This window comes from Burkholderia sp. YHN3-13 (assembly GCF_055810675.1).
In genome coordinates this window covers 422,398-436,120 of record NZ_JBVVNQ010000003.1, presented here as the reverse complement: position 1 = coordinate 436,120, position 13,723 = coordinate 422,398, and the positions used below count along the sequence as shown (strand labels likewise).

Annotated in this window: 11 protein-coding genes; 8 read left to right on the top strand and 3 right to left on the bottom strand. The window is 69.1% G+C overall.

The window, feature by feature from the left end:
• The first annotated feature begins 46 nt into the window (after positions 1 to 46).
• On the top strand, positions 47 to 775 hold the full coding sequence (gene hutC / locus AC0KUR_RS10205; RefSeq protein ID WP_034191849.1) for a histidine utilization repressor: 729 nt from the start codon (positions 47 to 49) through the stop codon (positions 773 to 775).
• 166 nt (positions 776 to 941) lie between these two features.
• On the opposite strand, the gene AC0KUR_RS10200 is transcribed toward hutC, so the two are convergent.
• Positions 942 to 1,988, bottom strand: a complete 1,047-nt coding sequence (locus AC0KUR_RS10200) for a DNA topoisomerase IB (RefSeq protein WP_473375825.1) — start codon at positions 1,986 to 1,988, stop codon at positions 942 to 944.
• Positions 1,989 to 2,477: 489 nt separating this feature from the next.
• Here AC0KUR_RS10200 and AC0KUR_RS10195 point away from each other — a divergent pair, with 489 nt between their 5' ends.
• The 4 genes from AC0KUR_RS10195 to yjfF all read left to right on the top strand — a co-directional run bounded on the left by AC0KUR_RS10195 (position 2,478) and on the right by yjfF (position 7,151).
• A complete protein-coding gene (locus tag AC0KUR_RS10195; RefSeq protein WP_006405299.1) occupies positions 2,478 to 3,440 on the top strand; it encodes an ABC transporter substrate-binding protein in 963 nt (320 codons plus the stop codon).
• A gap of 74 nt (positions 3,441 to 3,514) precedes the next feature.
• Positions 3,515 to 5,029, top strand: a complete 1,515-nt coding sequence (locus tag AC0KUR_RS10190; RefSeq protein ID WP_473375824.1) for a sugar ABC transporter ATP-binding protein — start codon at positions 3,515 to 3,517, stop codon at positions 5,027 to 5,029.
• Positions 5,026 to 6,066 (top strand): ABC transporter permease, encoded by a 1,041-nt coding sequence (locus AC0KUR_RS10185; protein ID WP_049029265.1) that lies wholly within the window; start codon positions 5,026 to 5,028, stop codon positions 6,064 to 6,066. The genes AC0KUR_RS10190 and AC0KUR_RS10185 overlap by 4 nt, the downstream gene beginning before the upstream one ends.
• Positions 6,063 to 7,151, top strand: coding sequence for a galactofuranose ABC transporter, permease protein YjfF (gene yjfF / locus AC0KUR_RS10180; protein WP_200086730.1), 1,089 nt, complete (start codon positions 6,063 to 6,065; stop codon positions 7,149 to 7,151). Before AC0KUR_RS10185 ends, yjfF begins: the two co-directional genes overlap by 4 nt.
• 59 nt (positions 7,152 to 7,210) lie before the next feature.
• On the opposite strand, the gene AC0KUR_RS10175 is transcribed toward yjfF, so the two are convergent.
• Positions 7,211 to 8,299 carry an aldose epimerase family protein gene (locus AC0KUR_RS10175; RefSeq protein WP_473375823.1) on the bottom strand — a complete coding sequence of 363 codons (1,089 nt, stop codon included), beginning with the start codon at positions 8,297 to 8,299 and terminating at the stop codon, positions 7,211 to 7,213.
• Between the two features lie 27 nt (positions 8,300 to 8,326).
• Positions 8,327 to 9,520: a XylR family transcriptional regulator gene (locus AC0KUR_RS10170; RefSeq protein WP_034191844.1), complete on the bottom strand. Its 1,194-nt coding sequence runs from the start codon at positions 9,518 to 9,520 to the stop codon at positions 8,327 to 8,329.
• 264 nt (positions 9,521 to 9,784) lie between these two features.
• On the opposite strand from AC0KUR_RS10170, the gene xylA reads away from it, so the two are divergent.
• From xylA to xylF, 3 genes are all read left to right on the top strand, one after another.
• Positions 9,785 to 11,107, top strand: coding sequence for a xylose isomerase (gene xylA / locus AC0KUR_RS10165; protein WP_034192028.1), 1,323 nt, complete (start codon positions 9,785 to 9,787; stop codon positions 11,105 to 11,107).
• A 4-nt stretch (positions 11,108 to 11,111) separates the two neighbouring features.
• Positions 11,112 to 12,590, top strand: coding sequence for a xylulokinase (gene xylB, locus AC0KUR_RS10160; RefSeq protein ID WP_473375822.1), 1,479 nt, complete (start codon positions 11,112 to 11,114; stop codon positions 12,588 to 12,590).
• 104 nt (positions 12,591 to 12,694) lie between these two features.
• Positions 12,695 to 13,723, top strand: a complete 1,029-nt coding sequence (gene xylF / locus AC0KUR_RS10155; protein WP_034191842.1) for a D-xylose ABC transporter substrate-binding protein — start codon at positions 12,695 to 12,697, stop codon at positions 13,721 to 13,723.

Genomic DNA, 13,723 nt, shown 5'->3' with positions numbered 1-13,723 from the left:
TGACCGGGCACGGCGAATCATCCAATTTTCATTCGGTCGAGGGCGCATGAACGAAACGGAACGCGAACTTTCCGCCCGGCCGGCGCGTGCACTGCCGGCCTATCAGCAGATCAAGCGCTACGTGGTCGAACGGATCGCGAAGGGCGACTGGAAGCCCGGCGGCGCGATTCCCACCGAGGCCGAACTGGTCAAGGAATTCGGCGTGGCCCGGATGACGGTGTCGCGCGCGCTGCGCGAACTGACGGCCGAACGCGTGCTGACCCGCATCCAGGGAGCCGGCACGTTCGTCGAACGCCGGCATTACGAATCGACGGTGCTCGAAATCCGCAACATCGCGGACGAGATCGCGGAGCGGGGCCATCGGCACAGCGCGCGGGTGCTGCTGATCGAGCGCAGCGTCGACCCGGAAGCGATCGATGCGCTCGGGCTGCGGTCGGGGCCGGTGTTTCACTCGCGCATCGTGCATTTCGAGGAAGACGAGCCGATCCAGTTCGAGGATCGCTACGTCAATCCGGTCTTGTTTCCCGACTATCTCGAGCAGGATTTCACGCTCGAGACGCCGAATCACTACATGGTGCGACTGGCACCGATCCAGCGTGCCGAGTTCAGGATCTACGCGGAGAAGCCCAATGCGCAGGTGCGTCGGCACCTTGTGATGGAAATCGGCGAGCCGTGCCTGTTGTTGCGACGCCGTACCTGGGTGGGCGATCACGTCGCGACGTCGGTGCAGCTTTGGCATCCGGCGTCGCGGTTTCATCTGGCGGGCCGCGTCTAGGGGCGGCCGGGCTGGCATGCAGCGGCGTCGTGCGGGCCTGTGGTGTGAACGAGTTCGGGGAAACGGGCAGATCCGGCTGTCGGTCATGCGCCCGGAACCCGGTTGAAGACGACACGGGTCCCGGCCAGTGCCGGTCGCTAAACGGGCGGCGGCACGATGCGCACGGTCATTTCGCCGTGCGCCGGCCGACGGCGCCGAGCACTGCCACGAAGGCCGCTTCGTCCGCACGCAGGCCGCGCGGCGTCCGCTCGACCGCGAGCGCGGCGAGCGCACCCGCCTCGAAGGCGTCCAGCACGGCCGGATGGATGTAGCAGCGCCGGCACACGGCCGGCGTGTTGCGCAGCAGGTCCGCCACCGCGCGCACGGTCTCGACGATCTGCTTGCGCGCGTGCGTGATGCCGCGGTGCTCCACGCGCCGCAACAAGCCGAGTGCGTGCACGCTGCCGGCCCAGGTCCGATAATCCTTCGCGGTGAAATCGGCGCCGCCGGCGTCACGCAGGTAGTCGTTCACGTCGGACGAGCCGACCGGATGGCGCGCGCCGTCGTCGTCCACGTACTGGAACAACTCGTGACCGGGCAGCTCCGCACAGCGCCGCACGATCCGCGCGACCCGCGCGTCGTCGACCGTCACGTCGTGTTCGATCCCGCTCTTGCCGGCGAAGCGCAGCCGCACCTGGCCGGGCTGGATCTTCAAATGGCGCTTGCGCAGCGTCGTCAGCCCGTACGAGCCGTTTTCCCGCGCGTATTCGGCGTTGCCGATCCGTGCGAGCGTGGTGTCGAGCAATCGGACGATCGTCGCGACGACCTTGTCGCGCGGCATGCCCGGCAACGCCAGATCACGCGCGACGCGCGCGCGGATGCGCGGCAGCGCCCGCGCGAAGGCGGCCATCCGCGCGTACTTGTTCGCGTCCCGCGTTTCGCGCCACAGCGGGTGATAGCGATACTGCTTGCGCCCGCGCGCGTCGCGGCCGGTTGCCTGCAGATGTCCGCGCGGGTCCATGCAGATCCATACGTCGGTGTACGCGGGTGGAATCGCAAGCGCGTCGATGCGGGCGATTTCGTCGGCGTCGCGAACCCGCGCACCGTCAGGTCCGTAATAGGCAAAGCCGTGGCGGAGCCGCCGGCGCGTATAGCCGGGGCGACGGTCGTCGACATGACGCAGGGGCCCGCCGGGCATGCGCGCATTCGGCCGCGATGGCGTGCGCTTCGTCATGCTGCGGCGCGTCGATCGACACGTGTGCCGATCCGCGTATCGCCGGGCCGTGTTCCGGGAGGGCATCCTGCACGCATGTTCTGCTCCTGGTCGTTCGTCGGTTCGAGCCCCGGGGAGCAAGAATCGTGCGCCGATCCCGGCCCGGCTGCGGCCGCGATACCACGCGTGCGAACGAACACACGATGACGAAGGCGGCATTCGGCGGATTCGCCGAACGGAACATGGCGTGGCGGGCGAGTGCGTCGCAAACGCGGCCAGGGCCGGCTGTAACGGGCGGGACGTGCTTTAGGTGTTTATACGTATGCCGATTCCGATATCGCCTCAATCCAATATTTCATTGGAAGGTTATCGGACTTGTTCCTAGACTGATGCGGGGCATGCAGACCGGGCCGGCCGAACGCGCCGGCCGGCACCGGCCCCGCACCGCGTTCGCGCCATGCAGAATCAGAACAGCGCCGCGGCAGACAATTACATCATCGGAGACGGACCATGACATTCATCAGGAAGCTGGCGGCCGGTGCGCTCGTCGCCGCGGCGACGGTATGGGCGCCGGGCACGTTCGCCCAGCAGAAGCCGATCACGCTCGGGTTCTCGCAGGTCGGCGCGGAAAGCGCGTGGCGCACCGCGAACACCGTGTCGGTGAAGAGCGCGGCGAAGGATGCCGGCATCAACCTGAAATTCTCCGACGCGCAGCAGAAGCAGGAGAACCAGATTCGCGCGATTCGCTCGTTCATCGCGCAGAAGGTCGACGTGATCGCGTTCTCGCCGGTCGTCGAATCGGGCTGGGAGCCCGTGCTGACCGAAGCGAAGGCCGCGCACATCCCGGTGATCCTGACCGACCGCGCGGTCGACGTGAAGGATCCGTCGCTGTTCGTGACGATGATCGGCTCGGACTTCCTCGAGGAAGGGCGCCGCGCGGGCCACTGGATGGAAGAGCGCTACAAGAACGACCCGGGCCCGATCAACATCGTCGAGCTGCAGGGCACGGTCGGTTCCGCGCCGGCCAACGACCGGCGCGCGGGCCTGCTCGAAGTGATCAAGAACAATCCCAAATTCAAGGTGATCGCGTCGCAGAGCGGCGACTTCACGCTCGCCGGCGGCAAGCAGGTGATGGAAGCGTTCGCGAAGACCTACGGCAAGCAGATCAACGTCGTCTACGCACACAACGACGACATGGCGCTCGGCGCGATCCAGGCGATGGAGGAAGCCGGGATCAAGCCCGGCAAGGACGTGAGCGTCGTGTCGTTCGACGCGACGAAGGGCGGCTTCCAGGCGATGATCGCCGGCAAGATCAACGTCGACGTCGAATGCAGCCCGCTGCTCGGCCCGCAACTGATGAGCGCGGTGAAGGACGTCGTCGCCGGCAAGACGCTGCCCAAGCGCATCGTCACGAACGAGACCGTGTTCCCGATGAGCGTCGCCGCGCAGGTGATGCCGACCCGCAAGTACTGACCGGCCCGGCAGGTCCGGCTCGGGCCGCCGCATCGCGGCCGCCCGAGGATCGCAACCGCTTCGAGGGAGGCTGCATGGAGAGTCCGCCGGTGGTCGAGATGATCGGCATCGACAAGTCGTTTCCGGGCGTCAGCGCGCTGCAGTGCGTGAACTTCCGGCTGTTTCCGGGCGAGATCCACGCGTTGATGGGCCAGAACGGCGCGGGCAAGTCGACGCTGATCAACGTGCTCACCGGCGTGCATGCGCACGATGCAGGCGAGATTCGCGTCGGCGGCCGGCCGGTGCGCTTCGCCGCGCCGCGTGAGGCCGAGGCGGCCGGCATCCAGACGCTCTACCAGGAAGTGAACCTGTGCGCGAACCTGTCGGTCGCGGAGAATATCTTCGCGGGCCGGCAGCCGATGCGGCGCGGCGCGATCGACTGGAACGCGATCCATGCGCGCTCGCGCGCGGCGCTGGCCGAGCTCGACCTGTCGCTCGACGTCACGCGCTCGCTCGATGCGTATCCGATCGCCGTCCAGCAGATGGTCGCGATCGCGCGCGCCGTGTCCGTCGACGCGCGCGTGCTGATTCTCGACGAGCCGACGTCGAGCCTCGACGACGGCGAGGTCGCGCGGCTGTTCGACGTGCTGCGCCGGTTGAAGGCGTCGGGCATCGCGATCCTGTTCGTCACGCACTTTCTCGAGCAAACCTATGCGGTGTCCGACCGGATCACCGTGATGCGCAACGGCGAGCGCGAAGGCGAGTATCTGGCGCGGGACCTGCCGGTCGACGCGCTGGTCGCGAAGATGACCGGCCGCGAACGGATGTCCGACACGCTGCAGGCCGGCGCGGCGGCCGTCGAGCGCACGGCCGGCGGCGCCGCGCCGTTCCTGTCGATGCAGCAGGTCGGCCGGCGCGGGATGATGAGCGCGCTCGATCTCGACGTGCGCCCGGGCGAAATCGTCGGGCTGGCGGGGCTGCTCGGCTCGGGGCGCACCGAAACCGCGCAGCTGGCGTTTGCCGCCGAGCGTGCGGACACCGGCGCGATCGAGATCGACGGCGCGCGCACGCGGCTCGCGTCGCCGCACGATGCGGTCCGGCACGGCATCGCGTACTGTCCGGAGGATCGCAAGAAGGAGGGCATCGTCGCCGCGCTGTCGATCCGCGAGAACATCATCCTCGCGCTGCAGGCGCGACGCGGTTGGTGGCGGCTGATCGCGCGCGCGCGGCAGCGCGAGATCGCCGAGACGTACATCGCCCGGCTCGGCATCAAGGCGCGCGACGCGGAGCAGCCGATCGGGCTGCTGTCGGGCGGCAACCAGCAGAAGGTGCTGCTCGCGCGCTGGCTCGCGACGGCCCCGAAGCTGCTGATCCTCGACGAGCCGACGCGCGGCATCGACGTCGCCGCGAAGTTCGACATCATGGAGCGCGTGCTCGCGTTGTGCGCGACCGGGCTCGCGATCCTGTTCATCTCGTCGGAGATCGGCGAGGTGGTGCGCGTGAGCCACCGGATCGCGGTGCTGCGCGACCGGCGCAAGGTCGCCGAACTGACCGGCGCCGACGCTTCCGAGGAGCAGGTGTACCGGCTGATCGCGGGAGGCCAGTCATGACGCGGCTGCGCACGCTGTTTCGTCATCCGCTCGCGTGGCCGGTGCTGACGCTCGTACTGCTGCTGGCGCTCGACGTCGCGTATCGTCCGGGTTTCCTGTCGATCGCGCTGCTCGACGGTCACCTGTTCGGCGCGCCGATCGACATCCTGAACCGCGCGGCGCCGCTCGTGCTCGTGTCGCTCGGCATGACGCTCGTGATCGCGACGCGCGGGATCGACATCTCGGTCGGTGCGATCGTCGCGATTGCCGGCGCGGCCGCGGCGATCGTGCTCGATGCGGACCCGTCGCGGGTCGGCCTGGCGCTCGCGGCCGCGCTCGGTGTCGGGCTGCTGGCCGGCGCGTGGAACGGGCTGCTCGTCGCATTCGTCGGGATGCAGCCGATCATCGCGACGCTGATCCTGATGGTGGCCGGCCGCGGCGTCGCGCAACTGCTGACGGGCGGTCAGATCATCCCGATCGGCGCGCCGGGCTACCTCGCGCTGGGCGGCGGTTATCTCGCGACCGTGCCGTGCGCGGTGTGGATCGCGGCCGCGACGATCGCGGCGACCGCGCTGCTGGTGAACCGCACGGCGCTCGGGCTGTTCATTCGCGCGATCGGCGTGAACCCGGTCGCGACGCGGCTCGTCGGGCTGCGCTCGGGCGCGGTCGTGTTCGGCGTCTATCTGTGTTCGGGCGTGATGTCGGCGCTGGCCGGCATCCTCGCGAGCTCGAACGTGCGCAGTGCGGACGGCAACAACGCGGGCCTGCTGCTCGAACTCGACGCGATCCTCGCGGTGACGCTCGGCGGCACGTCGCTGCTCGGCGGCCGCTTCAGCCTCGCCGGCTCGGTGCTCGGCGCGCTGATCATCCAGACGCTCACCTACACGACCTATTCGATCGGCGTGCCGCCGGAGGCGACGCTCGTCGTCAAGGCGGTCGTCGTGATCGTCGTGACGCTGATCCAGTCGGACGCGGCGCGTGCGCTCGTCGTCCGGTTCGCGTCGCGACTGCTGCCTGCCGCGCGTTCGCGCGCCACCACCGGAGCGACGCCGCGATGAACCGATTCCTCGCACGGCTTGCCGACCCGCGCACGCTGCCGATCGTCGTGACGATCGTGCTGTTCGCCGCGCTGTTCGGCTTCGGGTCCGTGATGTACACGGGCTTCTTCTCGATGCAGGTGCTGACCGGGCTGCTCGTCGACAACGCATTCCTGCTGATCGTCGCGATCGGGATGACCTTCGTGATCGTGTCGGGCGGCATCGACCTGTCGGTCGGCTCGGTCGTTGCGCTGACAACGATCTTCTGCGCGGTCGGCGCCGAGCGGCTGCACTGGCCCGTGTGGGTGATCGTGCCGCTCGTGCTCGCGTTCGGCGCGCTGTACGGCGCGGCGATGGGCGCGCTGATCCATTACTTCCGTCTGCAGCCGTTCATCGTCACGCTGGCCGGGATGTTTCTCGCGCGCGGCGCGTGCTTCCTGATCACGACGCAGTCGATCACGATCAACGAACCGGTGTTCCATGCGATCGCGGGCATCAGCGTGCCGGTCGGCGGCGGGATGCTGAGCGCGGGCGCGCTGATCGCGCTCGCGACGCTGGCCGTCGCGATCTACGTCGCGCATTTCACGCGCTTCGGCCGCAACGTGTATGCGATCGGCGGCAACGAGCGCTCGGCGCTGCTGATGGGGCTGCCGGTCGCGCGCACCAAGATCGGCGTCTACGCGCTGAGCGGCTTCTGTTCGGCGCTCGGCGGCGTGGTGTTTACGCTGTACGTGCTGTCGGGTTACGGGCTGCAGGCGCAGGGGATGGAGCTCGACGCGATCGCCGCGACCGTGATCGGCGGCACGCTGCTGACGGGTGGCGTGGGCTACGTGATCGGCTCGGTGTTCGGCGTCGGCATCCTCGGCACGATCCAGGTGCTGATCACGTTCGACGGCACGTTGAGTTCGTGGTGGACGCGAATCGTGATCGGCGCGCTGCTGTGCGTGTTCTGCGTGCTGCAGCGCGTGATCGAGCGGCATGCGACGCGGCGGCGCACGGGCGGCACGGGGCTCGGTGCGCGGCCGGCCGATGCGGCGCCCGCGGCACGGCCGGCCGGGACGGGCGAGGATGCGGCGCTGGTATCGGCGACGATGCGGCGCGTGTAGCGGATCGCGCGACAATGCGTGCGGCGCGGCGGCTCGACAGGTCGACGCCGCGCGCCGCGTCATGCGCGAACGCCGACGCGGTATTGCGTGGTCTGCCGATAGACGGCGCCCGGTTGAACGATGACGTCGTCGCGCAGGTCGGCCATGTTGACCTGATCCGGAAAGCCGCCGGCCTCGACGCACAGCGCGGCGTGTCGCACGCAGCGCGTGCCGCCGCTCACGCGCACGCCATCCAGATAGTTGCCCGTATAGAGTTGCAGGCCGCGCTGATCGGTCGACACGATCAGCTCTCGGCCGCTTTCCGGATCGTAGATGGTCGCGACCGGCCTGACCGCGTGCGCGCCGTCGCGCAGCACGAAGCAGTGATCGAAACCGCGCGCCCGCGCGAGTTGCGCGTGCGGCCAGTCGAGGCGCGCGCCGAGCGGCGCGCTCTGCCGGAAGTCGAACGCCGTGCCGGTCACATCGGCGGTGCCGGTCGGGATCAGCGCGTCGTCGACTTCGAGGAACGCGTCCGCGTCGATGCTCAGCACGTGGCCGCGTACGTCGCTGCCCGCGCGGCCGCTGAGGTTGAAGTAGCTGTGATTCGTCAGGTTGAGCGGCGTGGGTGCGTCGGTGACGGCGGTGTAGTCGATCGTCAGCGTGCCGTCGTCGTCGAGCGCGTAGCGAACCTGCACGCTCACGTTGCCCGGAAAACCGGCGTCGCCTTCGGGCGAATCGAGCTGCAGCGTCAGCCCGCCGCCATCGTCGACGACCGCCCAGCGCTGGCGGTGAAAGCCGTTCGCGCCGCCGTGCAGCAGGTTGTCGCGCTCGTTGCGATCGAGCCGGTAGTCGACGCCGTCGAGCGTGAAGCGCGCGCCGGCGATCCGGTTCGCCCACCGGCCGATCGTCGCGCCGAGGTAGACGCCCGAATCGACGTATTCGGCGGGCGTGTCGTGCGCGAGCACGATATCGGCGAAGCGTCCGGCACGGTCGGGTGCGAGCCACGACACGACGGTCGCGCCGAGATCGCTGACGACCACGCGCATCCCGTGCGCGTTGCGCAGCGTATAGCGCCGCACCGCGTCGCCGTCGGGCAGCGTGCCCCACGGCTCGGCATGCACGCGTGCGGCGCCGGGCGCCCGGTGGAGAGAGTCGGTATCGATATGCATGGGCGGATTCGATGGGTAAAGGCGGCTTCAATGCGCGGCGATCGCGCGTTCCTGGTATTCGCGCGGCGTGCAGCCGAGTTCGCGCCGGAACACCGCGTACATGTACTGGAGCGACGTGAACCCGCAGCGGATCGCGACTTCGGCGCTCGACGCCTGCCGGCCGGCGAGCAGCGCCTGCGCCGCTTCAAGCTTGTGGCGCAGGATTTCCTGGTGCACGGTGCGCTGCAGTTCGCGCCGGAAGTGTTCCTCGAGCAGCGAGCGCGACACGCCGACGTAGTCGGCGACCTGCTCGGTCTTGATGCCCTGGCACGCGTACTGGCGGATGAAATGGCGTGCACGCATCACGTACGGGCTCGTGAGCGGCTGGTGGCGCGTCGATTCGAGCACGTTGATCCCGACGGGCGGCACGAGAATCCGCCGGTCGGGAAAACGCGCGCCGCGCAGCATCTGGTGCAGCAGGTGCGCGGCGGTCCGGCCCATTTCCTCGGTGCCCTGGATCACGGACGACAGCGGGATGCGCGTCAGCGTGCGGGTGAGCGGATCGTTGTCGATGCCGATGATCGCGACCTGTTCCGGCACCGCGAGGCCGGCGATCAGGCAGGCCTGCAGCAGGTGCCGCGCGCGCGCATCGGTCACCGCGATGATGCCGACGGGCTTCGGCAGCGCGTGCAGCCAGCCGATCAGCTGCTCGATCGCGTGGTTCCAGGCCGATGCGCTCGTCGACAGCCCGCGGTAGATCGGCGCGTCGAGCCCGTCCGCGCGCGCGAGCCGGTCGAACGCCAGCTCGCGCTGCTGCGCCCAGCGGTTCTGCTGCGCGACGGGCAGGCTGTACATCGCGAAGTGCGCGAGCCCGGCGCCGATCAGGTGCGTGTACGCGAGCGACACGAGCTTCGCGTTGTCGGTCGCGATATACGGCACGCCGTCCGGGTACTGCGCCGGATCCTCGTAAGACGAGCCGAGCGCGACGATCGGCAGCGGCGAGCCGGCGAGCGCGTCGGCCACGGCCGGATCGTCGAAGTCGGCCATGATGCCGTCGCCGTCGAAGTGCTCGATGCCGGCGAGCCGGCAGCGGAAATCGTCTTCGAGGAACAGGTCCCACACCACGCGCGTCGAGCGCAGGTACTGGCCGATGCCGCTGATGATCTCGCGGTCGTAGACCTTGTTGGCGTTGAACAGCAGCGCGATGCGGTGCGGTGTCTGGCTGGAAGGGGCGCGGTTCATCTCGGTCTCGAAGCGCGCGCCGTGCGGGACGTCGCGCCGTTGTCTCCGGGGGCGCGGGGCGTGCCGCGCGGTGGTCGGGTGTCCGGCGATTGTAGGACGGAACGCATGCCGTGCGCAGCGCGCTGGCAAGAAACGTTAAGCGTACTGCGCAATTTCGCAATTGCGGGCGGGCAGGTGCACGGGCACGATCCAGCCAGATCGAATCCGGCCCGCGTGCCCACGCGCCGCGCGCCGCACCGCAACAAGAAACCGCACGGAGACGCCATGTCGTATTTCGAACAGATTCCCGCGATTCGCTACGAAGGTCCGCAATCGGACAACCCGCTTGCCTACCGGTATTACGACCGCACGAAGCAGGTGCTCGGCAAGACGCTCGAGGCGCATCTGCGGATCGCGGTGTGCTACTGGCACACGTTCGTGTGGCCGGGCCACGACATGTTCGGCCAGGGGGCGTTCCGGCGGCCGTGGGACCAGCCGGGCGATGCGCTCGAGCGGGCGCGGCAGAAGGCGGATGCGGCGTTCGAGTTCTTCACGAAGCTCGGCACGCCGTTCTACACGTTTCACGACACCGACGTTGCGCCGGAGGGCGACAGCCTGCGCGAGTACGTCGAGAACTTCGCGCGGATGACCGACTACCTCGGCGAGCGTCAGCAGGCCACGGGCGTCCGGCTGCTGTGGGGCACCGCGAACCTGTTCTCGCATCCGCGCTTCGCGGCGGGCGCGGCGACCAACCCGAATCCCGACGTGTTCGCGTGGGCGGCGACGCAAGTGCGTCACGCGCTCGATGCGACGCACCGGCTCGGCGGCGAGAACTACGTGCTGTGGGGGGGCCGCGAAGGCTACGAGACGCTGCTCAATACCGATCTCGTGCGCGAGCGCGAGCAGTTCGCGCGCTTCCTGTCGATGGTCGTCGAGCACAAGCACCGGATCGGCTTCACCGGCGCACTGCTGATCGAGCCGAAGCCGCAGGAGCCGACCAAGCACCAGTACGACCACGACGTCGCGACCGTGCACGGTTTCCTCACGCAGTACGGATTGCAGAACGAGATCCGCGTGAATATCGAGGCGAACCATGCGACGCTCGCCGGCCATTCGTTCCATCACGAGATCGCGAACGCGTTCGCGCTCGACGTGTTCGGCAGCGTCGACGCGAATCGCGGCGATCCGCAGAACGGCTGGGACACCGACCAGTTTCCGAACAGCGTCGAGGAACTGACGCTCGCGTTCTACGAGATCCTGCGCCACGGCGGTTTCACCACCGGCGGCATGAACTTCGACGCGAAGGTGCGCCGCCAGAGCGTCGATCCGGAAGACCTGTTCCACGGCCACGTGGGCGCGATCGACGTGCTCGCGCTGGCGCTGGAGCGCGCTGCCGTGCTGGTCGAGAACGACCGGCTCGACGCGCTGCGCCGGCAGCGCTACGCGCAATGGGACAGCGCATTCGGCCGCGAGATCCTGGCGGGCGGCTACACGCTGGAGTCGCTCGCCGCCGACGCGCTCGCGCGCGGCGTGAATCCGCAGCATGCGAGCGGCGGGCAGGAGCGGCTCGAGAACATCGTGAACCAGGCCATCTACGGGCTGCGTTGACGCCATGTATATCGGAGTCGACCTCGGTACGTCCGGCGTGAAGGCCGTGCTGCTCGACCGCGACGGTGCGGTGCGGGCCAGCGCGAGCCAGGCGCTGACGGTGAGCCGGCCGCACCCGCGCTGGTCCGAACAGGCGCCGCGCGACTGGTGGGACGCGGCGTGCGGCGCGCTGGCGGCGCTGGTCGCCGACGCGCGCGCGGCCGGCATCGATCCGCACGACATCGGCGCGATCGGGCTCACCGGGCAAATGCATGGCGCGACGCTGCTCGATGCGCGGGGCGACGTGCTGCGCCCCGCGATTCTGTGGAACGACGGCCGCGCGGACGCCGAGTGTGCGGAACTCGAGCGGCTGGCGCCCACGTTGCGTGCCGTCGCCGGCAATCTGGCGATGCCCGGTTTCACCGCGCCGAAACTCCTGTGGGTGCGCCGGCACGAGCCGGACGTATTCGCGCGGATCGCCCACGTGCTGCTGCCGAAGGATTATCTGCGCTACCGGTTGACCGGCATGTTCGCGACCGACCCGTCGGATGCGGCCGGCACGCTGTGGCTCGACGTCGCGAAGCGCGACTACGACGACGGGCTCCTGGCCGCATGCGGGCTGTCGCGCGCGCAGGTGCCCGCCGTGTTCGAGGGCAACCGCATCGCCGGCACGCTGCTGCCGGGCGTCGCACGCTCGCTCGGGTTGCGCGAGATTCCGGTCGTCGCGGGCGGGGGCGACAACGCGGCCGGCGCGGTGGGCGTGGGCATCGTGCGGCCCGGCGACGCGCTGCTGTCGCTCGGCACGTCGGGTGTCTATTTCGCCGTGTCGGACGGGTTTCGCGCGAATCCCGAATCGGCGGTGCACAGTTTCTGTCATGCGTTGCCGCGCACCTGGCACCTGATGTCGGTGATGCTGAACGCGGCCGGCTGCATCGATTTCACCGCGCAACTGGCCGGGTACGACGGCGTGGCCGCGCTGCTCGCCGACGCGCAGGACAACGCGCGCGCGGAGCGCCCGTGGTTCCTGCCTTATCTGAGCGGCGAGCGCACGCCGCACAACGACGTGAACGCGAAGGGCGTGTTCTACGGGATGACGCCCGATACGCGGCGCGCGGATCTCGCGAACGCGACGCTCGAGGGCGTCGGCTTCGCGCTGCTCGACGGGATCGACGCGCTGCATGCGGCCGGGCTCGCGCCGGACGGCATCACGGTGATCGGCGGCGGCTCGCGCAGCGCGTACTGGACGCAGATGCTCGCCGACCTGAGCGGCCGCGCACTGACCTTGCGCGCGGGCGGCGAAGTCGGCCCGGCGCTCGGTGCCGCGCGGCTCGCGCATCTCGCGCTCGAACCGGATGCGCCGCTCGACGCCGTGTGCCCGCAGCCGCCCGTCGTCGCGGTGCGGGAGCCCGACATGGCGCGCCACGCGTGGTATCGGGACGCGCGGCGCCCGACGTTTCGCGCGTTGTACCGGGCGCTCGAACCGGTGTTCGCGGCAGGCGCGTAGCACGCCGTACGATGCCGTGCCGCGCGGTGGCAAGACGATGGGCGAGCGGCTTCGGCGGCTGCCCGGCGTTCGTGACGTTGTCCAATAAAGAGAGGAATGGAGACATGAAATCCGTGAAACGTCGTACCGTATTGAATGCACTGGCCGGCGCCGCCGCGCTGGCGGTCTTCGCGCTGGGCGCGCCGCTCGCGCACGCGAGCAAGGACAAGCCGGAAATCGGCTTCTGCATCGACGACCTGCGCGTCGAGCGCTGGTCGCGCGACCGCGACTATTTCGTGGCCGCCGCCACGAAGCTCGGCGCGAAAGTGTCCGTGCAGTCCGCGGATGCGAGCGAGGAGCGGCAGATCTCGCAGATCGAGAACCTGATTTCGCGCGGCGTGGACGTGATCGTGATCGTCCCGTTCAATTCGAAGACGCTCGGCAACGTGGTGGCCGAGGCGCGCAAGGCCGGCATCAAGGTGGTGTCCTACGACCGGCTGATCCTCGACGCCGACGTCGATGCGTACATCTCGTTCGACAACGAGAAGGTCGGCGAACTGCAGGCGCAGGGCGTCGTCGACGCGAAGCCGAAGGGCAACTATTTCCTGCTCGGCGGCGCGCCGACCGACAACAACGCGAAGATGCTGCGCGAAGGGCAACTGAAGGTGCTGAAGCCGGCGATCGATCGCGGCGACATCAAGGTCGTCGGCCAGCAGTGGGTGCCGGAGTGGAGCGCGTCGACCGCGCTGCGGATCGTCGAGGATGCGCTGACCGCGAACAACAACCGGATCGATGCGATCGTCGCGTCGAACGACGGCACCGCGGGCGGCGCGATCCAGGCGCTCGCCGCGCAGCACCTGGCCGGCAAGGTGCCGGTGTCCGGGCAGGATGCGGATCTCGCCGCCGTCAAGCGCGTGATCGCCGGGACGCAGACGATGACCGTCTACAAGCCGCTCAAGCTGATCGCGAGCGAAGCGGCGAAGCTCGCGGTGGATCTCGCCAAGGGCACGAAGCCCGCGTTCAATGCGCAGTACGACAACGGCAGGAAGAAGGTCGACACGGTGCTGCTGCAGCCGACGCTCCTGACCAAGCGCAACGTCGACGTCGTCGTGAAGGACGGCTTCTATACCCAGGCACAGCTGGCGAGCCAGTAA

Excerpts from the sequence above, each read along its gene's own strand:
- AC0KUR_RS10175 (WP_473375823.1), bottom strand. The coding sequence starts at position 8,299 with ATGCATATCGATACCGACTCTCTCCACCGGGCGCCCGGCGCCGCACGC.
- xylF (WP_034191842.1), top strand. The coding sequence starts at position 12,695 with ATGAAATCCGTGAAACGTCGTACCGTATTGAATGCACTGGCCGGCGCC.
- AC0KUR_RS10170 (WP_034191844.1), bottom strand. The coding sequence starts at position 9,520 with ATGAACCGCGCCCCTTCCAGCCAGACACCGCACCGCATCGCGCTGCTG.
- yjfF (WP_200086730.1), top strand. The coding sequence starts at position 6,063 with ATGAACCGATTCCTCGCACGGCTTGCCGACCCGCGCACGCTGCCGATC.
- AC0KUR_RS10190 (WP_473375824.1), top strand. The coding sequence starts at position 3,515 with ATGGAGAGTCCGCCGGTGGTCGAGATGATCGGCATCGACAAGTCGTTT.
- xylA (WP_034192028.1), top strand. The coding sequence starts at position 9,785 with ATGTCGTATTTCGAACAGATTCCCGCGATTCGCTACGAAGGTCCGCAA.
- AC0KUR_RS10195 (WP_006405299.1), top strand. The coding sequence starts at position 2,478 with ATGACATTCATCAGGAAGCTGGCGGCCGGTGCGCTCGTCGCCGCGGCG.
- xylB (WP_473375822.1), top strand. The coding sequence starts at position 11,112 with ATGTATATCGGAGTCGACCTCGGTACGTCCGGCGTGAAGGCCGTGCTG.
- hutC (WP_034191849.1), top strand. The coding sequence starts at position 47 with ATGAACGAAACGGAACGCGAACTTTCCGCCCGGCCGGCGCGTGCACTG.
- AC0KUR_RS10185 (WP_049029265.1), top strand. The coding sequence starts at position 5,026 with ATGACGCGGCTGCGCACGCTGTTTCGTCATCCGCTCGCGTGGCCGGTG.
- AC0KUR_RS10200 (WP_473375825.1), bottom strand. The coding sequence starts at position 1,988 with ATGACGAAGCGCACGCCATCGCGGCCGAATGCGCGCATGCCCGGCGGG.